Origin of the sequence: Arthrobacter sp. ok909 (genome assembly GCF_900104405.1) — a bacterium.
Taxonomy (GTDB): domain Bacteria; phylum Actinomycetota; class Actinomycetes; order Actinomycetales; family Micrococcaceae; genus Arthrobacter; species Arthrobacter humicola.
This window is the reverse complement of record NZ_FNJS01000027.1, coordinates 1-23,281: the sequence shown is the minus strand read 5'-3', so window position 1 is coordinate 23,281 and position 23,281 is coordinate 1. Positions and strand designations below refer to the sequence as shown.

The 23,281-nt window shown below is 66.2% G+C and carries 16 protein-coding genes and 1 rRNA gene; 14 read left to right on the top strand and 3 right to left on the bottom strand.

Features of this window, described 5'->3' with window-relative positions:
* Positions 1–106: 106 nt before the first annotated feature.
* Positions 107–1,339, top strand: coding sequence for a sensor histidine kinase (locus BLR03_RS18040; RefSeq protein WP_091255330.1), 1,233 nt, complete (start codon positions 107–109; stop codon positions 1,337–1,339).
* A complete protein-coding gene (locus BLR03_RS18035) occupies positions 1,336–2,016 on the top strand; it encodes a response regulator transcription factor (RefSeq protein WP_091255327.1) in 681 nt (226 codons plus the stop codon). Before BLR03_RS18040 ends, BLR03_RS18035 begins: the two co-directional genes overlap by 4 nt.
* Before the next feature lie 220 nt (positions 2,017–2,236).
* Here BLR03_RS18035 and BLR03_RS18030 read toward each other — a convergent pair whose 3' ends face one another.
* Positions 2,237–2,842 carry a hypothetical protein gene (locus BLR03_RS18030; protein ID WP_091255325.1) on the bottom strand — a complete coding sequence of 202 codons (606 nt, stop codon included), beginning with the start codon at positions 2,840–2,842 and terminating at the stop codon, positions 2,237–2,239.
* 325 nt (positions 2,843–3,167) lie between these two features.
* Here BLR03_RS18030 and BLR03_RS18025 point away from each other — a divergent pair, with 325 nt between their 5' ends.
* From BLR03_RS18025 to rlmB, 6 genes are all read left to right on the top strand, one after another.
* Positions 3,168–3,650: a CarD family transcriptional regulator gene (locus BLR03_RS18025; RefSeq protein ID WP_026266570.1), complete on the top strand. Its 483-nt coding sequence runs from the start codon at positions 3,168–3,170 to the stop codon at positions 3,648–3,650.
* 201 nt (positions 3,651–3,851) lie between these two features.
* The gene (gene ispD, locus BLR03_RS18020) at positions 3,852–4,685 is read left to right on the top strand and encodes a 2-C-methyl-D-erythritol 4-phosphate cytidylyltransferase (RefSeq protein WP_091255322.1); all 834 of its coding nucleotides are present in this window, start codon (positions 3,852–3,854) and stop codon (positions 4,683–4,685) included.
* Entirely contained in the window at positions 4,682–5,188 is a 507-nt protein-coding gene (ispF, locus tag BLR03_RS18015) for a 2-C-methyl-D-erythritol 2,4-cyclodiphosphate synthase (RefSeq protein ID WP_091255320.1), read from the top strand. Before ispD ends, ispF begins: the two co-directional genes overlap by 4 nt.
* A gap of 93 nt (positions 5,189–5,281) precedes the next feature.
* On the top strand, positions 5,282–5,641 hold the full coding sequence (locus BLR03_RS18010) for a hypothetical protein (protein WP_091255318.1): 360 nt from the start codon (positions 5,282–5,284) through the stop codon (positions 5,639–5,641).
* 97 nt (positions 5,642–5,738) lie between these two features.
* Complete coding sequence (cysS, locus tag BLR03_RS18005; RefSeq protein WP_091255316.1) at positions 5,739–7,217, top strand: cysteine--tRNA ligase; 1,479 nt, start codon at positions 5,739–5,741, stop codon at positions 7,215–7,217.
* 134 nt (positions 7,218–7,351) lie between these two features.
* Entirely contained in the window at positions 7,352–8,353 is a 1,002-nt protein-coding gene (rlmB, locus tag BLR03_RS18000) for a 23S rRNA (guanosine(2251)-2'-O)-methyltransferase RlmB (RefSeq protein WP_091255314.1), read from the top strand.
* Between the two features lie 460 nt (positions 8,354–8,813).
* Here rlmB and BLR03_RS17995 read toward each other — a convergent pair whose 3' ends face one another.
* Positions 8,814–9,617, bottom strand: coding sequence for a carbon-nitrogen hydrolase family protein (locus tag BLR03_RS17995; protein WP_091255392.1), 804 nt, complete (start codon positions 9,615–9,617; stop codon positions 8,814–8,816).
* 116 nt (positions 9,618–9,733) lie between these two features.
* Here BLR03_RS17995 and glgX point away from each other — a divergent pair, with 116 nt between their 5' ends.
* Together glgX and BLR03_RS17985 are read left to right on the top strand one after the other, a co-directional pair.
* On the top strand, positions 9,734–11,848 hold the full coding sequence (gene glgX / locus BLR03_RS17990) for a glycogen debranching protein GlgX (RefSeq protein WP_091255312.1): 2,115 nt from the start codon (positions 9,734–9,736) through the stop codon (positions 11,846–11,848).
* Positions 11,849–11,870: 22 nt separating this feature from the next.
* A complete protein-coding gene (locus tag BLR03_RS17985; protein ID WP_091255311.1) occupies positions 11,871–12,227 on the top strand; it encodes a barstar family protein in 357 nt (118 codons plus the stop codon).
* A gap of 74 nt (positions 12,228–12,301) precedes the next feature.
* Here BLR03_RS17985 and glgP read toward each other — a convergent pair whose 3' ends face one another.
* Positions 12,302–14,920: an alpha-glucan family phosphorylase gene (gene glgP / locus BLR03_RS17980; RefSeq protein WP_175460607.1), complete on the bottom strand. Its 2,619-nt coding sequence runs from the start codon at positions 14,918–14,920 to the stop codon at positions 12,302–12,304.
* 152 nt (positions 14,921–15,072) lie between these two features.
* Between glgP and BLR03_RS17975 the strand changes: the two genes are divergently transcribed.
* The 4 genes from BLR03_RS17975 to BLR03_RS17960 form a co-directional block, all read left to right on the top strand.
* Positions 15,073–17,145 (top strand): alpha-1,4-glucan--maltose-1-phosphate maltosyltransferase, encoded by a 2,073-nt coding sequence (locus BLR03_RS17975; protein WP_302846602.1) that lies wholly within the window; start codon positions 15,073–15,075, stop codon positions 17,143–17,145.
* A gap of 5 nt (positions 17,146–17,150) precedes the next feature.
* On the top strand, positions 17,151–18,947 hold the full coding sequence (treS, locus tag BLR03_RS17970; RefSeq protein WP_091255306.1) for a maltose alpha-D-glucosyltransferase: 1,797 nt from the start codon (positions 17,151–17,153) through the stop codon (positions 18,945–18,947).
* 1 nt (position 18,948) lies between these two features.
* Positions 18,949–22,668, top strand: coding sequence for a 1,4-alpha-glucan branching enzyme (locus BLR03_RS17965; RefSeq protein ID WP_091255305.1), 3,720 nt, complete (start codon positions 18,949–18,951; stop codon positions 22,666–22,668).
* 523 nt (positions 22,669–23,191) lie between these two features.
* A 16S ribosomal RNA gene (locus BLR03_RS17960) occupies positions 23,192–23,281 on the top strand; the annotation flags it as partial.

The following is a 23,281-nucleotide window of genomic DNA, read 5'->3' as shown; positions in this document are numbered from 1 at the left end:
GAACTGTTACGCCCCAATAGGTGAACGTTAGCTGAACCGGCGCCGGAATCGCAGGAGATTTCGGTTTCGTCCGCTTGGCAGAGCATAAGCTGGAGCCGTGGATCCAATGCTCATCGGCGTGATCGCCGGCCTGATCGGCCTCTCGTTTGGCATGTTCGGCGTACTCGCATTCCGGGTCAGTGAGCAGCAACGGCACATTGTCGACGTCGACGTCGAGGAACCCTCGCTGCCCGAGGGCGCCGCGGAGGTGCTCGCCGTCCTCGGCCGCGCGTTCGTGGTGGTCGATGCGATCGACGGCGTGGTCCGCGCCAGCCCTGCCGCCTACGCCTACGGCCTGGTCCGCGGGCACACCGTGGTGCACCAGCAGCTGCTGGAAATGACCGCCAAGGTGCGCCGTGACGGGGTCATCCTGGAAAAACAGCTGGAGCTGCCACGCGGCCCGCTCGGCCAGGGAACGATCGTTGTGCAGGTCCGGGCCGCCGTGATCGGAGAGGAATATATCCTCCTGCTCGCCGATGACCGCACGGAGTTCACCCGCACCGAGGAAGTCCGCAACGACTTTGTCGCCAACGTCTCCCATGAACTGAAGACACCGGTCGGGGCGATCTCGCTCCTGGCGGAGGCCCTCGAATCGTCCGCTGACGACCCCGACGCCGTCAAACGCTTCGCCAAGCGCATGCACAAGGAATCGACACGGCTCGCCGCCCTGGTGCAGGACATCATCGAGCTTTCCCGGCTGCAGGGCGCCAACGTCGCGCAGCAGGGCCGCCCCGTGGACATCAACACGGTGGTCAGCGAGGCCGTGGACCGCTCCCAACTGCCCGCCGAGACCAAGAACATCCAACTGGTGGTCGGCGGCCACGCCGACGCCATGGTCTACGGCGACCAGGACCTCCTCGTCACCGCGCTGCGCAACCTCATCGACAACGCCATCCGTTACTCGCCGGAGAACACCAAGGTGGGCATCGGCATCCGCTCCAAGGACGGCCTCGTGGCTGTCTCGGTGACGGACCAGGGTGAGGGACTCAGCCCCGAGGACCAGGAGCGTGTCTTCGAACGCTTCTACCGGGTGGATGCCGCCCGCTCGCGGCAGACCGGAGGCACAGGGCTGGGGCTGAGCATCGTCAAGCACGTCATTTCCAACCACGGCGGTGAGGTAACCCTGTGGTCCCAGCTTGGCAAGGGTTCCACCTTCACCATTCGACTTCCCGAGATGGAAGGCCTGGACGACGCCGACGGCGCCGGGGCCGGCAAAGCCGCCGCCCGCCCTTCCAGCCAGGACCCCAGACCGCAACGACGTGACGCCGCCGGCGTCCATGAGCAAGGAGCTAGCGCTTGAGCAGGATTCTTATTGTTGAGGACGAGGAGTCCTTCAGCGACCCCCTGTCCTATCTGTTGGGCAAGGAAGGGTTCGAAGTCGAGGTAGTGGACAACGGACTGGACGCCATTACCGAGTTCGACCGCAACGGCGCCGACCTCGTCCTTCTGGACCTGCAGCTGCCTGGCCAGTCGGGCACCGAAGTCTGCCGCCAACTCCGGCAGCGCTCCAGTGTCCCGGTGATCATGCTGACGGCGAAGGACTCGGAAATCGACAAGGTGGTGGGCCTGGAGCTGGGCGCCGACGACTACGTCACCAAGCCCTATTCCTCGCGGGAGCTCGTGGCCCGCGTCCGCGCCGTCCTGCGGCGCCAGAGCGAGCCTGAGGAACTCGTCTCCAGCACGGTGCAGGCCGGTCCCGTCCGGATGGACATCGAACGGCACGTGGTGAGCGTCGGCGGCGAGCAGATCGCCCTGCCCCTCAAGGAATTCGAGCTGCTGGAAATGCTGCTGCGGAACTCCGGCCGGGTCCTGACCCGCGGCCAGCTGATTGACAGGGTCTGGGGCTCCGACTACGTGGGCGACACCAAAACCCTCGACGTCCACGTCAAACGCCTGCGCAGCAAGATCGAGCCGGATGCCTCGGCGCCGCGGTACCTGATCACCGTCCGCGGGCTGGGTTACAAGTTCGAGCCGTAGGGATGGGAGACGCCGCCGTGGATTAGCTGCTGCCGGGGTTATGCACCGGAACTAGCCGCCGCCCTGGACGAGTGGCCGGGGCGGCCCGGCGGAGTCCAGGGAATGTAAAAGGCATGCAAGAAGGAGGGGCACCCGCGGGTGCCCCTCCTTTTGTCCTTTTGCAATTCTTTGGCAGTCCGTCCAGCCGCGAAGGCTGCCGGGCCGGTTTAGTGGTCGGGGGCTAGTGGCCCGCGGTGCTACTCGGCGTCGGCGTGGCCGTTTCGGTGGACGTTGCCGTGCTGCTGGAAGTCGCCGTGCTGCTGGAAGTCGCCGTGCTGCTGGAAGTCGCCGTGCTGCTGGGGGTCGCCTCCGGCGTCGGCAGGTACGTCTTGTAGTCCACGATCGTGCCGTCCAGAACCGGAACCTTGAACTTGGCGTCCATGTTGGTGCCGCTCTCGGAGATCGTAACCTCGGTCATCGCGCCGGGCTTGGCGCCGGCGGGGTTCAGGAGCACCGCGGCGGTGGAGTCGTTGAGCATGGTGTGGGAATTCTGCTTCACCGGGACCTCGGCCTGTGACCCCTCCGCGCCCTTGATGGTCAGCACCACGTCCTTGGAGGAGGTGTTGTACACGGCGCCGATCACGCGGCCCGGCTTGTCCTGGCCGTCGGCAACGATGATGAAGTTGCGCAGCTGCAGCGGGCCGAGATCAGTGCGGGTTCCGTCCGACGCCGAGTACTGCACCGAGGTCTGCTGGGGGTTGATGTAGCTGCAGCCAGTCAGGGACAGCAGCCCGATGCCAAGTGCAGCCGTTGCCATTGCCAGCTTGCCGCGCTGGCCCCGGTTCATCGCAGTGAAACGCACGTCACGCACTCCTTGAGAGTCTTGAAACATTATTCAGCCATAGCCTAGCCGCAATCGGCCTCAAACAAGGATTCGGCGCCTACACATAAGCGCGCGGACGGGTGGGTCCAGGCAGCGGCGGTCCGTTCCGGGGGAGTCCGAAACCTCTTGGCAGTTAGCGTCGAAGGCACTATTATCTGCATCCGTCAAGGGGTTTGAGGGGGTGGATTAAGGCCATTTTCCCCGGATTCATGCGGTTCCCGGCACCTTTGGATGCCAGTTGTATGCCTTAATCGTGATAAACTGGTCTGCGGGAAAGGGGAATGTCCACATGGTTTTTGAGGTCGGCGAGACAGTAGTTTACCCTCACCACGGTGCAGCCAAAATTGAAGAAATCAAGATGCGCACCGTCAAGGGCGAAGAGAAGATGTATCTCAAGCTCAAGGTGGCTCAGGGTGATCTGACCATTGAAGTTCCAGCAGAAAACGTTGACCTGGTTGGGGTTCGGGACGTAGTGGGCAAGGAAGGCTTGGAGCACGTATTTGACGTGCTGCGCGCCGAGTTCACTGAAGAGCCCACAAACTGGTCGCGTCGTTACAAGGCAAACCTGGAAAAGCTTGCTTCCGGTGACGTCATCAAGGTAGCTGAGGTCGTCCGCGACCTTTGGCGCCGTGATCACGACCGGGGACTCTCCGCGGGAGAGAAGCGCATGCTGGCCAAGGCCCGCCAGATCCTTATTTCGGAACTGGCACTGGCTGAAAAGACGGATGAAGAGAAGGCTGCAAGCGTTCTCGACGAGGTCTTGGCTTCCTAGCACAAGGCCGGTTCACCTAAGAGCCGGCGCAGATAAGAATCGAACCCCGGTGGCATCAGGCCGCCGGGGTTTCTTCTTGCCCGTTTTCGGCCGGCCCCCTCGGTTGCGCTATGAGTTGTGGTCCCTCTCAGCGCTCAGAAACGCCACAAGTGGTAGCGCAACGGGGGGTGCGCGGGGGCACAGGGACGTAGTCTTGTGCGCATGGATACTGCACCGACGAACACGTCACCGGCCGGTCCCGTCACCGCGGTCATTGTTGTGGCTGCCGGCTCGGGCCAACGCCTGGGTTACGGCATGCCCAAGGCTAAGGTGCCGTTGGGCGGGGATAGCATCCTCACCCACGCCTTGCGGGGCGTGGCGGCCGCCGGGATCGCGCAGCAAATCTGCGTTGCCATCCCCCCGGGAGATGCCGAACTGCGTGCGTTGTGCGAGGCCTTCGCGCAGGAACTGGCGGCCGCCCACCGCCGCAACGCGGCGACAGGTCACGCCCTCCAAGGTCCGGTCGTGACCGTCGTCGAGGGCGGTGCGAGCCGCGCCGAGTCAGTCCGCGCCGCGATGGCCGCGCTCCTGCCCGCTGTTGAATCCGTGCTGGTCCACGACGCCGCCCGGGCTCTAACGCCGGAATCCGTCTTTCACCGGGTCGCAGCGGCGTTGGGCGCCGGTGCCGCAGCCGTCATTCCCGTGATGCCGGTGGTGGACACCGTCAAGACCGTCGAACCGACCACCGGCGCCAGCGCCGCGGTGGCCCCCGAGCTGGTCACCGGGACGGCGCCCCGGGAGTCGCTCCGGGCCGTTCAGACGCCGCAGGGATTCGCCCTCGACACCCTCAAACGCGCCCACGAGGCCGCCGCCGGGCTCGACGCCGGACAGGCCGCTCTCGTCACGGACGACGCAATGCTCGTGGAACTCCTCGGCGTGCCCGTCCACGCCGTGCGCGGGGCCAGCCAGTCCCTCAAGATCACCACGCCCCTGGACCTGGTCCTTGCCGAGGGGCTCCTCGAAGGACCCCTCGGCGCACGATGGGTGGAGGGATGAGCATGTCCACCAACCCGCCCGTCATCCCCCGGACCGGAATCGGAATCGACGTCCATGCCTTCGCCGCAGAGGACCAGCCGCAGCCGCTGTGGCTTGGCGGACTCTTCTGGGAAGGGGAGCGGGGGCTGTCCGGGCATTCCGACGGCGACCCCGTGGCGCACGCTGCTGCCGACGCGCTCTTCTCCGCCTGCGGGGTGGGCGATCTCGGCACGCATTTCGGGACGGACCGACCCGAGTACGCCGGCGCGTCCGGTGTGACCCTGCTGGCCGAGGCCGCCCGGATTGTCCGCGCCCACGGGTTCGAGATCGGCAATATCGCCGTGCAGTTTGTGGCCAACCGGCCGAAATTCGGGGCGCGGCGGGAGGAATCCCAGCGGGTCCTCAGCGACGCAGCCGGCGCGCCGGTCAGCGTCACGGCCACCACGAGCGACGGACTCGGGTTCACCGGCCGAGGCGAGGGGATCTCTGCCGTGGCAACGGCGCTCGTCTATCCGGCCGGCTGACCACCGGAGGTTGAACACTGCAGGCCTCCGTCACCTACGCTTGAGGGGAAGACCCCGCCGTGACATCCCGTCCGAACTGCCAGGAGACCTGCCGTGAAGAAGCTGCTGACCGCCGTCGTACTTGTGGCCGGGACCATGCTGAGCGGCTGTGCCGTCTCGACGACGGCGCCCCAGACCCCCAGCGCCACGCCGAAGATGAGCGTCGAGGACAGCTGCAAGTTCCTCAACACCGATACCTTCGTGCCCTCCGGGACCGCCAAGGAGCAGGCCGCGCAGATCGGGCAGCACTACCAGGAAGTCGCGGACAAGGTGGCGCCGGAGGTGGGCGCCCCCATCCACCAGATGGCCGACATCATGAAACAGGTAGCCGCGAGCCCCACGGGGGCCAAAACGGACGAACAGACGGCCCAGCTCACCGAGCAGATCAACAAGATCGGGCAGTACTGCAAGTAGGCCGCCGGACCGACGGTCCCGGACGGGCCGCAAGGCAGTAGACGCGGTGGGAGGCAAGCCGGTGAGCCCGCGGAGCGCCATCGGCTAATCTGGAGCGGTGACCCTGCGCTTTTACGACACAGCATCCGCCGAAGTCCGCGACTTCGTCCCCCTGGTACCTGGCCAAGTGAGCCTGTACTACTGCGGAGCCACCGTGCAGGGCATGCCACACGTGGGCCACATCCGCTCCGCGATCGCATTCGACCAGCTGACCCGCTGGCTGCAGTACCGGGGTTTCCGCGTGACGGTGGTCCGCAACGTCACGGACATCGACGACAAGATCCTCGCCAAGTCCGCGGCCTCGTTCGGCCCCGACTTTGAGGACGAACCCGGGGCCGTCCGCAACGAGGAATGGTGGGCGCTGGCCTACCGCTACGAGCAGGAATTCCTCAAGGCCTACGACACCCTGGGTGTCTCCCGCCCCACCTATGAGCCCCGCGCCACCGGCCACATCCCGGAAATGCACACCCTCATCCAGCAGCTGATCGACCGCGGCCACGCGTATCCTGCCCTGGACGACTCCGGCGACGTCTACTTCGACGTGCGCTCGTGGGACAAGTACGGCACGCTCACCCGCCAGAAGATCGACGACATGCAGGGTGCCCCGGACGCGGACCCGCGCGGCAAGAAGGACCCCCGCGACTTCGCGCTGTGGAAGGGCTACAAGGAAGGGGAGCCGACGACGGCGAGCTGGTCCTCCCCGTGGGGCGCCGGCCGCCCGGGCTGGCACCTCGAATGCTCGGCGATGGTCACCAAATACCTCGGCACCGAGTTCGACATCCACGGCGGCGGGCTGGACCTGCGCTTCCCGCACCACGAAAACGAGATGGCCCAGTCCCAGGCGGCAGGCCATGGCTTCGCCAACTTCTGGATGCACAACGGGATGGTCACCTACGCCGGCGAAAAAATGTCCAAGTCCATCGGCAACACCGTCAGCCCGGCGGAAATGCTCGAACTCGCCCCGGCCCGCGTTGTCCGCTACTACCTGGGGCAGGCGCAGTACCGCTCGGTCCTGGACTACCAGCCGACGTCCCTGCAGGAAGCGGCCGCTGCCGTCGAACGGATCGACGGATTCCTCAACCGGGCCGGCCGGGTCCTTCCTGACGCCTCGGGCACGGTTTCGACCACGTCCGCCTCGCCTGAAGAATTGGCCGCCGCTTCCGTGCCGGAGGCGTTCGCGGCCGCCATGGACGACGACCTCAACGTCCCGCAGGCGCTGGCTGCGCTGCACGACGCGGTCCGGTCCGGGAATACGGCCCTCACAGCGGGCGACCTCGATGCCGCGGGGCAGGCGCTCAGCAGCGTCACTGCCATGCTGGATGTCCTGGGCCTGAATGCCACAGCAGGGCCCGCCGCGGACGAGCACGCCACCACGGCTCTTGGCGTCCTCGTCGAGGCACAGCTGGAAGCGCGGGCCAAGGCCCGGGCCTCTAAAGACTGGGCTGCTTCCGACGCCATCCGGGACACCCTCGCCGCCGCCGGCGTCGTCGTCGAGGACGGACCGGACGGGGCCAGCTGGAGCCTGAAGCGCGGCTGAGTAACTGCTGCTGCGCCGTCTGACATCCATGTCTGGCCTTGCCTCGGGCCATCCCTGATCGAGGATTTTACTCGGGTCAGTAGACTGGAGGTCAGACTTATCAACAAAGTACGTAACAAGCAGGGGTGGAACTCATGGCCAACAACGGTCGCCGGTCGGTCAAAATGAAGAAGGGCCCTACCGTCGGAACCGGCGGTCACGGGCGCAAGGCACTTGAGGGCAAGGGCCCCACGCCGAAGGCGGAGGACCGCCCCTACCACAAGGCGTTTAAGAACAAGCAGCTCGCGGAACGCTCCGAGGCCAAGCGTGCCAGCGGAAGCCGCACCACGAGCACCGCAGCCCGCGCCGGCCGCTCCGGTCCGAAGGGCCGCGCCACTGAAGAGGTCGTCACCGGCCGCAACTCGGTGGTCGAAGCGCTGCGCGCCGGCATCCCGGCCAAGGCTCTGCACGTCGCCGTCCGGATCGAAATGGACGACCGCGTCAAGGAATCCCTGAAGCTCGCCGCCGAACGCGGCATCCCGCTGATGGAAACCGGCAAGCCCGAGCTCGACCGCATGACCGATGACGCCATCCACCAGGGCCTCGTGCTGCAGATTCCGCCGTACGAATACCAGGACGCCTACGAACTCGCGGAAGAGACCCTCGAGGCCTGGAAGAAGGGCCACGTGGCCAACGCCCCGCTCTTCGTGGCACTGGACGGCATCACCGATCCCCGCAACCTCGGTGCGATCATCCGCTCCGTCTCGGCCTTCAGCGGCCACGGCGTCATCGTCCCGGAGCGCCGCTCCGTGGGCGTCACCGCCTCGGCCTGGAAGACCAGCGCGGGCGCGGCTGTCCGTGTACCGGTCGCACGCGCTGCCAACCTGAACAACACGCTCAAGGCGTTCAAGAACATGGGTATCTACGTGCTGGGACTCGACGGCGACGGCGACGTCTCGCTGCCGGATCTCGCCCTGGCCACAGAGCCGGTGTGCCTCGTGGTGGGTTCCGAGGGCAAGGGCCTCAGCCGTCTGGTCCGCGAAAACTGCGACCAGATCGTCTCCATCCCTATCGACTCCGCCATGGAATCCCTGAACGCCTCCATGGCAGTGGGCATCTCCCTCTACGAGATCTCCCGCCAGCGCGCCGCTAAGTAGCCCCAGCTTCTTTGGGGTTGGGTTCCGCCGGAACCGCAGTTTTGCCGTCGCTTAGACACCTCCCTGCACCTCGTGCGGCCGCTAGCGGCCTTGCTCGGTTCCGGTCGGCGATGCGCTCCTTAGCAAAACCCCGGTCCCGGCGATGAGCCTCGCTCGCTTTTCGCGGTAAACGGCAAAACGCCCTCTCACACCTTGAACTGGTCACCTTGTGGGGGAGCGTTTCCGTTTAAACCGAGAACGGCAGCCGAGCGGGCGGTTCCCCAATGTCGAGCGGGCGCCGGGGTCCTGCAAAGGAGCGCATCGCCGACCAAAGCCGGAAGAGGCCGCTCAGCGGCCGAAGTCGGCGACGGGAGGTGTCTAAGCGACGGCAGGGCGCCGGTGTCCGCGGGTGGTGACCACAATGGAGGCAACAAGCCGCCGTTGCATGCGGAGGTGACTACAGCGAACCCAACTGTGCCGCTTAGAACCTGTGGCGGTTGGCTAGGACCGGGAGGTTGGTTCGGGCTTCTTTGACCGCGGCGGTGTCCAGATCGGCGAACAGCAGGCCGGGGGCGCCGTCGAGCTCTGCCAGGATGTCGCCCATGGGGGAGACCACCACGGAGTGCCCGACGCCGGTGGGGGCGGAGCCTTTGACCGGGTGACCCACGCTGGCGGGGTCGCCTTGGCCGCAGGCGAGGACCAAGGTGGTGGAGTCCAGGGCTCGGGCCCGGGCCAGGAGCTTCCACTGCTCGGCCTTGCCGGGTCCCGAGCCCCAGGAGGCGCACACAATGTTCACGTCGGCGCCGCGGTCCGCGTTTTCCGTGAAAAGGTCCGGGAAGCGGATGTCGTAGCACGTGGCGAGGCCGAACGTCACGCCGTCGAGCTCAAAGGTGACGGGGTCGGCGCCGGCGTCGACCGTGTCCGACTCCGCGAAGCCAAAGGCATCGAAGAGGTGGATTTTGTCGTAGCTGGCCTCGAGGCCGCGGCCGGTGACGATCAGGGTGTTGCGCACCTTCGCGCCGTTGCCGGCGGTGCCGGGGGTAAACATCCCCGCGACGATGACGATGTCAAGTTCCGCGGCGAGGGCGCGCACGCGTGATGCGAACGGACCGTCCAGCGGCTCGGCGATATCCAGAAGTGAATTTCCGAAAGCCCGCATGGCGGCTTCCGGGAACACCACCAGGTCCGCGCCGCCGGCTTTTGCCTGACGTGCATAGTCCTCTATGAGGGCCAGATTCGCGGCCAGATCGCGTCCGGTGATGATTTGGGCTAATGCTGCGCGCACAATTACCTCCAACTCGGCGCTTCATTCCAGTATGCAGTGCGGCGCTTCCGTACACTGCAAAACGTCATGAAAACGAAAATGGGGGCCATTTGTTCGGCCCGGCTAAGCTTTAAGCAATGGTTATGCCCTTTATAGACACAGCTTCCACCGTAGACGCTTCGCGAGCGTTTCCGCTGGGAATCAGCGTTCCGCACACCGGGTCGCCGGCAGTGGACGATCCCCGCGGCGCGTTCGCCAACGTGGCCGTCTACGCGCCCGGCGTGACCACCCTTGAGATCGCGTATCAGCCGCCCGGGGGAACCTGGCAGGTCAAGACCCTGCCCAACATCACCGACGGCGTCCACCACGGCATTGTGGAGGGCATTCCCGCAGGGTCGCGCTACGGCTTCCGGGCCTCTCCGGAACACGAAGCCCTCCCACTGTCCATGCCCGGCACGGATTTTGACGCCGTCGGCGAGCAACCGCTGCTGATGGACCCGTACGGCCGGGCCGTCGACGAACGTGAAGGGCTGATCACCAGCGTCCGTGTCGGCAGCGACTTTGACTGGGGGCTGGACCGCAGCCCGCGCGTGCCGTGGCGCAACACGATCGTCTACGAGGCCCACGTCAGGGGCCAGACCAAGCTGCACCCGGATATTCCCGAGGAACTGCAGGGGACCTACGCCGGCATGGCCCACCCGGCCATGATCGAGCATCTGATCTCGCTGGGCGTCACGGCGATCCAGCTCCTGCCAGTCCACTTCCACGTCGACGAGCCGCACCTGCAGCAGCTCGGGCTGACCAATTACTGGGGCTACAACACGGCCGCCTTCTTCGCCCCGCACCCCGGCTACGCCACCGCGGCGGCCCAGGCCGCCGGCGCGCACGCGGTCCAGGACGAGTTCAAGGGCATGGTCAAGCTGCTGCACGCCGCCGGGCTGGAGGTCATCCTCGACGTCGTCTACAACCACACCGCCGAGGGCGGCACGGACGGTCCCACCCTAAACTTCCGCGGCCTGGGCGAGATGCAGTATTACCGCAACGACGGCCACGGCAGGTATGTGGACACCACGGGCTGCGGCAACAGCCTGAACTTCGGCGAGCCCCGCGTGGTTCAGCTGGTACTGGATTCCCTGCGCTACTGGGTGAACGAATTCCACATCGACGGCTTCCGCTTCGACCTCGCCGTCACGCTGTGCCGCAACAGTGCCAACGAATTCGATCCCGGGCACCCCTTCCTTGTCGCGGTGGGCGCCGATCCCGTCCTGTCCGGCATCAAGTTGATTTCCGAGCCCTGGGACGTGGGTTACGGCGGCTGGCAGACGGGCCGGTTTCCGGCCGGCTGGGTGGACTGGAACGATCACTTCCGCGACGCTGTCCGCAGCTTCTGGCTCGCCGACCGCGCCGCGATCGACGCCGGCGGTAACGGCGGCCCGGTGGCCCGCCTCGCGGATGCCATCTCCGGTTCCGCCGGGCTGTTCGAGTCTTCGGGCCGGTCCCGGCTCGCCTCGCTGAACTTCATCACCGCCCACGACGGCTTCACCCTGGCCGATCTGACCGCCTACGACCGCAAGCACAACGAGGCCAACGGGGAGCAGAACCGCGACGGCCACGGGGACAACCGCAGCTACAACCACGGCTTCGAAGGCCCCACCGAAGACCTCGACATCCTGGCCCGCCGGGCCCAAAGCAGGCGGAACCTCATGGCCTGCCTCATGATTTCCCAAGGCGTACCCATGATTACCGCTGGCGACGAGATCTGCCGGACCCAGCAGGGCAACAACAACGCTTACTGCCAGGACAACGCGCTCACCTGGATTGACTGGACCAACACCGCAGAATCCCATGCCATGCTGCGCACCACCAAGCGCGTCATCCGGCTGCGCAAGGAGTTCCTGGCCAGCCAGCCGCATGACTACCCTACGCGCGACACCCAGTCCTACTTCCACTGGTTCGACGTGGATGGCAACCCGATGTCGGCCGACACGTGGAATGACCCTGCCCACCGCGTGATCCAGCTCCTGCTCGGTTCCGACGACGGTCATGTGGACGGCCTGGTGGTGGTCAACGGCGGTGCCGACGACGTCAAGGTCACCCTGCCGCGGCTCAGCAACGAGGACGGTACCGGGCACCGGTGCTTCGAGCTTCGCGTGACCACCTCCGAGCTCCATGACCGCCGTCAGGGCGCCCGCGTTGCCTCCGGTGAACGGGATATCGTCCAGGCCAACACGATCAATATTTACCGCACCTGATCATCCGCAAGCTAAGGACCCCATGAAGATTTACTCGGCAGACACCTGGACCATTGAAGAACTCACGGAGCAAATCGACGACGCCGGCCGTCGCACCCTCGTGATCCCCGCCGCCGACACCAAGCAGGCGGTCCTGGAGAACTTCAGTGAAGTCCTGAACTTCCCCGAGGACGACGGCGTTGACCTGGACGCCCTGCATGATTCGCTGCACGACGTCGCCGATGCCGTGACGGACGACGGCGAGGCCCCCGTCACCTTCATCTGGCAGGTCCCGGCCGCGCTCCGCGCGGACCGCTCCTTCGGCGTCATCTGCGAAACCCTGCAGGACGCCGAGACCTACGCCGGTACGAGCCTGGCCGTCATCGCCGTCTGCCTCTAGGCCCGGGTTCCGGGCCGCCAGCCCCCGGCGGCCCGGCGTTGAGAACGCAGGCCCGCCAGGGCACGCTGGGCACGCTACGCGTTGACGATCAGGCCGAGCTCCGCCTTGGACGCCAGCGCCTCATGCTTGGGGAGCACGCGCACGGTGTAACCGAAGGACCCGGAACGGTCGATCACCAGCGTCCCGCTGAAGAGGTGCCGGCCCCGGCCGAGGTCTTCGGCGGCCTTGAGCTCCGCGACCGTGATGTCCGCCAGTTCGTCGGATTCTTCGGCCCGGCCGTAGGCCACCTCAACGTAGACATCGTCCGGTGAGAGGTCGCTGAGGGACACATAGGCGTTGACCTGGAGGAGATCGCCGATCTGCGGGTCCTCGGAGACCCCCACGGAGTCGACGTGTTCCACCTGGATGTGGGGCCACGCGGCCCGGATCCGTGAGGTCCACCCCGCCAGGGCCTTGGCCTGGGCGTAGTTCTCCGCCACGGCGTGGCGTCCTGCGATCGCTGCCGGGCGGTACAGCACGTTGACGTAGTCCTTGAGCATCCGCTCCGCGGAGACCGCGGGGCCAAGGTGGGACATCGTGTGCTTGATCATGGACACCCAATGGGTGGGCACCTTCTGCGGGCCGGACTCCGAGGGCCCGGCAGCACCGGCCCCGTCGGAGACGGTCAGCCCGTAGAACCGCGGCGCCACCTGGGTTTCAAGCAGTTCGTAGAGTGCCGCTGCCTCGATGTCGTCACGTTCTTCCGGCGACGCGTCATTGTTGGCGGTCGGGATGGCCCAGCCGTTCTCGCCGTCGTACATCTCGTCCCACCATCCGTCCATGACGGAGAGGTTCAGCGAACCGTTCAGGGCCGCCTTCATGCCGGAGGTTCCGCAGGCCTCCAGCGGGCGCAGAGGGTTGTTCAGCCACACGTCGCAGCCCGGGAACAGGGTCCGCGCCATGGCGATGTCGTAGTTGGGCAGGAACGCGATCCGGTGCCGCACGGCGGGGTCGTCCGTGAACCGGACCAGGTCCTGGATCATCTTCTTGCCCGCGTCATCGGCCGGGTGCGACTTCCCGGCGATCACCAGCTGGATGGGATGCGTCTTGTGCAGCAGAAGAGCCTTGAGCCGTTCGGGATCCCGCAGCATGAGGGTCAGCCGCTTGTACGTGGGCACGCGGCGGGCAAAGCCGATGGTCAGGATGTCCGGATCCAGGACGGAGTCCGTCCATGCCAGCTCGGCGTCGGCCGCGCCGCGCTTCTTCCAGGCGGCCCGGAGCCGGCGCCGGACGTCCTCCACCAGCGACACCCTCATTTCGCGCCGCAACGCCCACAGGTCCTCGTCGGTGACGTTGTAGGCCAGGTCCCAGGGGCCCTGCGCCTCAGCATCGGCACCGAACTTTTCCCGCGCCAGCGCCGAGATGCGGGAGTCCACCCAGGTGGGGACGTGCACGCCGTTGGTGACGGAGGTGATGGGGACTTCGGAGTGGTCAAAGCCCGGCCAGAGGGCGGAGAACATTCCGCGGGAGACCACGCCGTGCAGTTTGGCCACACCGTTGGCCCGCTGGGCAAGCCGCAGGCCCATGACGGCCATGTTGAACACGAACGGGTTGCCGTCGGTGAAGTCCTCGCGGCCCAGATCCAGGATCTTTGCCACCGGGACGTCCGGGGCGAGACCGGCTTCGAAGAAGTGCTGGATCTGGGAGATTTCGAAGCGGTCGATCCCGGCCGGGACCGGCGTGTGGGTGGTGAACACGGTGGACGCCCGACCGGCGGCCAGGGCTTCGTCCCAGCTCAGCGGGGCCGGGCCGGACATCAACTCCTGGATCCGCTCGACGCCCAGGAACCCGGCGTGACCTTCGTTGGTGTGGAAGACCTCCGGGGCCGGGACCCCGGTGAGGCGCTGGAACTCGCGCAGTGCCTTGACCCCGCCCATACCCAGCAGGAGCTCCTGCTGCAGCCGGTGGTCACCGCCACCGCCGTACAGACGGTCGGTAATGCCTCTGGCGGCCTCGTCATTGCCCGGAACGTTGGAGTCCAGCAGCAGCAGCGGAACACGCCCGACGTCGGCCCGCCACACGTGCGCCAGCAGGCGCCGGCCGCTGGGGAGGGGAAGCGAGATCTGCACGGGTTTGCCGTTGCCGTCCGGCGATGCCTCGCGCAGGAGCGTCAGGGGCAGCCCGTCCGGGTCCAGGACCGGGTACGTTTCCTGCTGCCACGCGTCGCGGGACAGGGACTGCTTGAAGTAGCCGGCCTGATACAGGAGGCCGACGCCGATCAGCGGCACGCCGAGGTCCGACGCCGCCTTCAGATGGTCTCCGGCCAGGATGCCCAGACCGCCCGAGTACTGGGGGAGGACCTCGGTGATGCCGAACTCGGGCGAGAAGTAGGCGATGCAGGACGGGGCGCCGTCGCCAAGGCTCTGGTACCAGCGCGGCTGCTCCAGGTAGCGGTCGAGGTCGTCGGCGGCGGCATGGACACGCCGCACCACGTCCTGGTCCGCCGCGAGGCGCTGCAGCTCTTCCCGGCTGACCAGGCCCAGGAACGTCACGGGGTCATGGGCGCTCTCCGCCCAGATCCCGGGGTTGAGCTCCTCAAAAAGCTCCCGGGTGGGCCGATGCCAGGACCACCGAAGATTGGTGGCGAGCCGGGCCAACGGCCGGATGGACTCCGGAAGAACGGTTCGGACAGTAAATCTGCGGATTGCCTTCACCAGCGAAACACTAACGGACAACTCGGTGCCCCGGAACCGCTTTAAGATTCTTTCCGGTAAATGACGGATATCGGTCCGACTGGAACCGGAAACCTCTCACAAAACGTTCGAGGCCTTAGCATTCTGGCCGTTTTGTAGATAACGTCGAGCCTGTGACGAATAACTCGCGAACCAGTGCCCTGTCCAAGCAAAAGCCCAAGGCCCTGATCACGGACGGCCTTCGATTTGGCCGATTTCCGATCACAGCCGTGCAGCCGTCGGTAGAAGACGGAAAGTTCCCGGCCAAGGCTGTTGCGGGCGAATCCATTGTGGTAGGAGCCACCGCGTTCCGGGAGGGACACGACCAGCTCGGCGTCAGCGCTGTCTTGCTTGACCCCCGCGGTAAAGAGCGCCAGCGGGTCCGCCTCGCACCGCCGCGAGGACCGCGCGGCATGGGCACCGACCGCTGGGAAGGCCTCCTGACCCCGCCCGCCACCGGCAAGTGGTCCTTCCTCATCGAGGCGTGGCATGACCGCTACGGCACCTGGCACCACAACGCCGAGGTCAAGGTGGAGGCCAGCATCGACGTCGAGCTCATGCTGGCCGAGGGCGCGGCCCTGCTGGCGGAAGCCTCCGAGGACGCCTCGCGACCCTCTGCCGACCGCCGGACGCTGCGGATGGCCGTCGTCGTGCTCTCCGACACCGCCCGGACACCGGAGGAGCGCCTCGCCGCCGGCTTCAGCGACGAGGTCGCCGCCGTCGTCGAACGCCAGCCCATCCGTGAACTCGTGACGGTCTCCGAACCGTACCCGTTGCTGGTGGAGCGTGCGCTCGCCGGCTGCGGCTCCTGGTACGAGTTCTTTCCGCGCTCCGAAGGTGCCGTGCGCAACCACGCCACCGGAGAGTGGACCTCCGGCACCTTCCGCACCGCCGCGAAGCGCCTTGACGCCGTCGCCGCCATGGGCTTTGACATCATCTACATGCCGCCGATCCACCCGATCGGTGTCCAGCACCGCAAGGGGCCGAACAACACCCTGATTGCCGGACCGCACGATCCCGGCTCGCCGTGGGCCATCGGGTCCAAGGACGGCGGCCACGACGCCATCCACCCGGATCTGGGCACCTTCGAGGACTTCGACGCCTTCGTGGCCCGGGCTGAGGAACTGGGGCTCGAAGTCGCCCTGGACTTGGCCCTGCAGGCCGCGCCGGACCACCCGTGGGTGCAAAGCCACCCGGAGTGGTTCACCACGCGGGTGGACGGCAGCATCGCCTACGCGGAAAACCCGCCCAAGAAATACCAGGACATCTTCCCGCTGAATTTCGACAACGACCCCGCGGGGCTGTCCCACGAAATTCTGCGGATCGTGCTGCTGTGGGTCAGCCACGGCGTCAAGGTCTTCCGGGTGGACAATCCGCACACCAAACCCGTGTGGTTCTGGGAATGGCTGATTGGCAAGGTCAATAAGAAGCATCCCGACGTCGTCTTCCTGGCCGAGGCGTTCACCCGCCCGGCCATGATGCACGCCCTCGGCCGGGCCGGCTTCCAGCAGTCCTACACCTATTTCACCTGGCGGAACACCAAGGAAGAACTGGAGGAGTACTTCCAGGAGGTCAGCCACGAGTCACCGGCCTACTTCCGGCCGAACTTCTTCGTCAACACCCCGGACATCCTCACCGAATACCTGCAGTTCGGCGGACCGTCCGCGTTCAAGATCCGCGCCGCGCTGGCCGCAACAGCCAGCCCGATCTGGGGCGTGTACGCCGGCTTTGAGCTCTACGAACACGTGGCGCGCCCCGGAGCCGAGGAATACATCGACAACGAGAAATTCGAGTACAAGTCCCGCGACTGGGATGCGGCGGCCGAAACCGGGCGCAGCCTGGCGCCGTACCTGACCCGGCTCAACGAGATCCGCCGCGCGCACCCGGCCCTCGGGGACCTGCAGAACCTGACGCTGCACCAGAGCACGGACACGTCCACCGTGGTGTACTCCAAGCACAAGACCCTCCCCGACGGGACCAAGGACACCCTGATCGTCGTCGTCAACGTGGACCCGCACGGCACCCGGGAGAGCACCGTGTCCCTGGATCTGCCGGCGCTGGAACTGGACCCGGAGAACTTCACGCACAACGGCCGTTTCATGGTTGATGACTTGCTGACCGGCGAGAGCTGGGAATGGGGGGAGTACAACTACGTCCGTCTGGACCCGCACGTCGAGCCCGCCCACATTCTTAGCATCCGGAGGTAGTGCCAGTGAGTTTTAGCCCGCAGAACCCCAGCCAGCACTTCAGCCCGAGGGGAAGCTTTGAACTGAACGCTCCAGGCCTCCAGCACGACCCCCTCTGGTACCGCAAAGCGGTGTTCTACGAGGTCCTGGTCCGGGGTTTCGCCGACGGAAACGGGGACGGCTCGGGCGACTTCCACGGACTGATCGAGAAACTGGACTACCTGCAGTGGCTGGGCGTGGACTGCCTCTGGCTCCCGCCGTTCTTCCAGTCACCGCTGCGCGACGGCGGCTACGACATCTCGGACTACAACTCCGTCCTGGACGAGTTCGGGACCATTAGTGACTTCAAGCGGCTCGTGGCGGAGGCCCATGCCCGCGGCGTCCGGGTGATCATCGACCTTCCGCTGAACCACACCTCGGACCAGCACCCGTGGTTCCAGGAGTCGCGCAAGGATCCGGACGGGCCCTTCGGGGACTTCTACGTCTGGAGCGACACGGACGAGAAGTACGAAGACGCCCGCATCATCTTCGTGGACACCGAGGAATCCAACTGGACCTTCGACCCCATCCGGCGGCAGTTCTTCTGGCACCGGTTCTTCAGCCACCAGCCCGACCTGAACTTCGAGAACCCCAAGGTCATTGACGCGCTCTTCGACGTCGTCCGGTTCTGGCTGGACCAGGGCATCGACGGCTTCCGCGCTGACGCCATCCCGTACCTGTTCGAGGAGGAGGGCACCAACTGCGAGAACCTGCCGCAGACCCACGAATTCCTCCGCAAGCTGCGCAAAATGGTCGATGAAAGCTACCCGGGCCGCGTGATCATCGCCGAGGCCAACCAGCCGCCCGCCGAAGTGGTGGAGTACTTCGGCACCGAAGAGGAACCGGAATGCCACATGGCGTTCCACTTCCCGATCATGCCGCGGCTGTACTACGCGCTGCGGGACCAGAAGGCATCGCCCATCATCGAGACGATGAAGGACACCCCGGACATTCCCGAAGGCGCCCAGTGGGGCACGTTCCTGCGCAACCACGACGAACTGACGCTGGAAATGGTCACGTCCGATGAACGCGCCGCGATGCTGGGCTGGTACGCGCCGGATCCGCGCATGCGCGCCAACATCGGCATCCGGCGCCGGCTCGCCCCGTTGCTGGATAACTCCCGCTCCGAAATCGAGCTCATCAACGCCCTGCTGCTGTCCCTGCCGGGCAGCCCGTTCCTGTACTACGGGGACGAGATCGGCATGGGGGACAACATCTGGCTTGAGGACCGCGACGCCGTCCGCACCCCGATGCAGTGGAACCCGGACCGCAACGCCGGGTTCTCCAACGCGGACCCCGGAAAGCTCTACCTCCCGGTGATCCAGTCGCTGGTCTACAACTACAGCATGGCCAACGTGGAGGCCGAGGCCGCACATTCGGGGTCGTTGCTGCGCTGGACCCGTCAAATCCTGAGCGTCCGCAAGAACCACCCCGCCTTCGGTCTGGGCGGATTCAAGCACGTGGAAGCCGACCACGACGTCGTCCTCGCTTACCTGCGTGAGCTCCCGGAAGGCAACGCCGCCGGCGAGGACGCCGAGACCATCCTGTGCGCCTTCAACCTCTCGCAGCACCCCGTGGCAACCACCCTGCGCGTGCCGAAATTCGCCGGCCGGGGACTCCGGGACGTGTTCGGCGGCCAGGCATTCCCGGCCATCGGCGAGGACGGAACGCTGACGTTGACCCTGGGCAGCCACGATTTCTTCTGGCTGCGGATCCGCTCCGCAGCATCCAACCCGGCATCCCCGTTCACTCAGGCGATGCCTATCCTGTCCATCGAAGGCTGAGATGACCCGACCGACCCTTGCCCCGGCCCTGAGCGCACTGCTTGGCGCTTGGCTTCCGCGCCAGCGATGGTTCCCCGTCAAGAGTGCGGAGTTCAGCTTCGAACCGGCGGGCGGTCTTCGCCTCGAGACCGGCGGCGGGGAGGGCGCTCCCGGCACAGCGGTGTGCGAAGTGTTCCTGCTGGCGGTGTCCTATCCCACCCCCGACGGCAGCCGGACCGACATCGTCCAGGTACCGCTCAGTTTCCGCACGGAACCGCTGCCCGGTGGCGAGCGTGCTCTGGTCGGCGAACTTCCCGGCACACGCGGTGACGCTGCCCACCGCTGGGTTTATGACGGCGTCCACGACGCCTCCTTCGTCGCCGCATGGCTGGAGCTCATCCGCGACGGCGGAAGCACGCCGGCGGGAAACGCGACCGGCCACCTGGTGGAGTCCGGCTACCGCCTGCCGTTCGCGACGGGCAAGGTGAAGGTGCTCGCCGGGGAGCAATCGAACAGTTCGGTGATAGTGGACGACGGCGGTTCGGCCGCAATCGTGAAGTTCTTCCGGGTGCTGTCCGAGGGTCAGAACCCCGAGGTCGAAATCGGCGCGGCGCTGACGGCGGGGCGCACCGAGGAAGTCCCGGCGACCCTTGGCTGGGTCACGGGGGAATGGGAGACTCCTGCGGCTGCGCTCGGTGTGGACCCGTCCGCTGCCGTCCGTACCGCGCGCGGCGAGCTCGCCGTCGCGCACGAGTTCCTCTCCGGCGGCCTCGATGCCTGGCGGCTCGCCGTCGACGCGGCCAGCCGGGGGATCGGATTCACCGCCGAGGCCCATGCCCTGGGCGCTGCGACCGCCACGGTGCACCGGCGGCTCGCCGAGGCGCTGGGCACCGCCACCGAATCCGCGCCGGGCGAGGACATCGCCCCCGGAGTAGCCCAACGGGTGCGCCAGTCCTGGGCCCAGGCCGGCAACGCCGTCGGACCGTACGAGGACCGGCTGGACCGGCTCCTCGGCCGGCTTGAAGGCACCAGCGCCGGGCCGCTGCAGCGCATCCACGGCGACCTCCATCTCGGACAGATCCTGCAGGTTCCGGGCAGTACCGTCCCGGGCGAACCCGGGGCTGCGCCGCGCTGGGCCATCCTCGACTTCGAGGGTGAGCCGCTGCGCCCGATCTCCGAACGCAATTTTCCCGACGTCCCGCTGCGCGACGTCGTCGGCATGCTGCGGTCCTTCGACTACGCCGCCGGCGCCGCCGTCCGCGAGAACCCCGGTGCCGTCGTGCCGGGGACATGGGTGGATGACTGCGCCGAGGCCTTTCTGGCCGGCTACGCCGAAGTCATCCCCGGCAGCATCGACCGCGACTCGCCGCTCTTTGTGGCGCTATGGCTCGACAAAGCACTCTACGAAGTCATCTACGAACTAAGGAACAGGCCGGACTGGCTCTCCATCCCGGTGAACGCATCGCGTCGTCTCCTTGGCAGTACAGGTTCCGGCGTTGCCGCCGAAGCCACAGCGGAAGGTATAAAAATGACAGGATCAGCACGTATCGATCGGCCCGGCGCACCATTGCCCGTGGACGGTGAGACTCTTGCGAGGGTCGCATCCGGCGAACACCACGCGCCCCACTCAGTCCTAGGTGCCCACCTTGATGACCACGGCCACGTCACGATCCGGACCGTGAAGCACCTGGCGGAGGCAGTTTCTGTCGTGACGTCGGCAGGCGCTGTGCCCATGACGCACGAATCGGGCGGCGTGTGGGTGGCTGTGATGGAACCGCTCGAGCGCGGCCACGTGCCGGATTACCGCCTCGAAGTGACCTACAAGGACCACGAGCCGCAGGCCATGGACGACCCCTACCGCTACCTGCCGACCATCGGGGAAATCGACCTGCACCTGATTGGTGAGGGCCGGCACGAGCGGCTGTGGGAGGCCCTAGGCGCGCACGTCCAGCACTACAAGTCCTCCCTCGGCGACGTCGACGGCGTGTCCTTCGCCGTCTGGGCCCCGAACGCCCAGGCGGTGCGCGTGAAGGGCGACTTCAACGGCTGGGACGGCCGGCAACACTCGATGCGCTCGCTGGGTTCCAGCGGCGTGTGGGAGCTCTTCATCCCCGGTGTTGTAGCAGGGGCGTGCTACAAGTTTGAGATCCGGACCCGGCACGGCTACTGGGTGGAAAAAGCTGACCCGCTGGCCTTCGGAACCGAGGTCCCCCCGCTGACGGCGTCCCGCGTGATCGAGCCCTCCTATGTCTTCAAGGACGCCGAGTGGATGCAGGCCCGCGCCGGCCGCGATCCCCACAACTCGGCCATGAGCGTGTACGAGGTCCACCTCGGCTCGTGGCGGGTGGGACTGGGCTACCGCGAACTGGCCAAGGAACTCGTGGAGTACGTCAAATGGCTCGGCTTCACCCACGTGGAGTTCATGCCCGTGGCCGAGCACCCCTTCGGCGGCTCCTGGGGCTATCAGGTCACCTCCTACTTTGCCCCGACCTCACGTTTCGGGCACCCGGACGAATTCCGGCACCTCGTCGACGAGCTCCACCAGGCCGGCATCGGCGTCCTCCTGGACTGGGTCCCGGCGCACTTCCCCAAGGACGAATGGGCCCTGGCGCGGTTCGACGGCGAGGCCCTGTACGAGCACGCCGACCCGAACCTGGGCGAGCACCCGGACTGGGGAACGCTGATCTTTGACTTCGGCCGCACGGAGGTCCGCAACTTCCTGGTGGCCAATGCCCTGTACTGGCTCGACGAATTCCACATCGACGGGCTGCGCGTGGACGCCGTCGCCTCCATGCTGTACCTCGATTATTCGCGTGAGGAGGGGCAGTGGCGGCCCAACCGTTTCGGCGGCCGCGAGAACCTGGAAGCGATCTCCTTCCTCCAGGAAGTCAACGCCACGGTCTACAAGACCCATCCCGGGGCCGTCATGATTGCCGAGGAGTCCACCGCCTTCCCGGGTGTCACCGCACCCACCAGCGGCGGCGGCCTGGGCTTCGGCCTCAAGTGGAACATGGGCTGGATGCATGACTCGCTCCAGTACATGGCGGAGGACCCGTACAACCGCAGGTGGCACCACGGCACCATCACCTTCTCGATGGTCTATGCCTACTCGGAAAACTTCCTCCTTCCGATCAGCCACGACGAAGTTGTGCACGGCAAAGGCTCCATGCTGCGCAAGATGCCCGGCGACCGGTGGCAGCAGCTGGCCAACCTCCGCGCGTTCCTGGGGTACCAGTGGGCGCACCCCGGCAAGCAGCTGATCTTCATGGGCACGGAATTCGGCCAGGAAGCGGAGTGGTCGGAGCAGTACGGCCTGGACTGGTGGCTCGCCGACATCCCGGCACACAACGGCATGCAGCTCCTGACCAAGGACCTCAACGAGCTGTACCGTTCCACGCCGGCCCTGTACGAGCGGGACAACCAGCCGGAGGGTTTCCAGTGGATCAACGGGGGAGACTCGGACCGCAACGTGCTGACGTTCATCCGCCGCGATGCTGACGGCAACCCGCTGGTCTGCGCCGTGAACTTCTCCGGCGGCCCGCACACCGACTATGTCCTGGGCGTCCCGTCTGCCGGCGCATGGCAGGAAGTGCTCAACACCGACGCCGCCAGCTATGGAGGTTCCGGCGTGGAAAACACCGGAACCCTGACTGCCGCGGACGAGGGCATCGACGGACAGCCAGCGTCGTTGACCGTGACGCTGCCCCCGCTCGGGGCCGCCTACTTCAAACCGCTGGCGTAGGAACCGCCCGGGACGAAGCCGGCGGGGGAGCCCGGTCAGCCTCACGTGGTGAACCCGAGCGGCGTAAGCCCCGCGTGAGCATCTGGGAGAAGCCCGGAATCCCCGTGATTCCGGGCTTTTCCGCTCCCCCTTCGAGGCGGCTTTGTCAGCGGGGCCAAGTGGTGGTAGAGTTTATTTCCGCGCTGCTCCCCGGAGTTGAACGGCCACCAAGACCCAGAAGCCTATGGCAAGACTGAGTCGGGAACGCCGATTTGACAAGGGTGAAGCGGTCGGGTAAGTTTGGAAAGTTGCTCCGGAGCGATCCGCGACTGTTTGTTGGTTGTGGTGGTGCCGGGTGTGTCTGTTGTTTGAGAACTCAATAGTGTGCCAAGTTTGTTGATACCAATTTATTATGGATTGGTTGTTTTGCCAGGTTGCGCCACCCCGTGGTGTGGTCTGGTTTTTACAGCTGGTTTCAAATTTTGTGCAGCCGGTTTGCTCCCGTTTTCCCGGGGGTGCCGGGTGTGTTCGTTTTTGTTTTACTTCAACGGAGAGTTTGATCCTGGCTCAGGATGAACGCTGGCGGCGTGCTTAACACATGCAAGTCGAACGATGATCCGGTGCTTGCACCGGG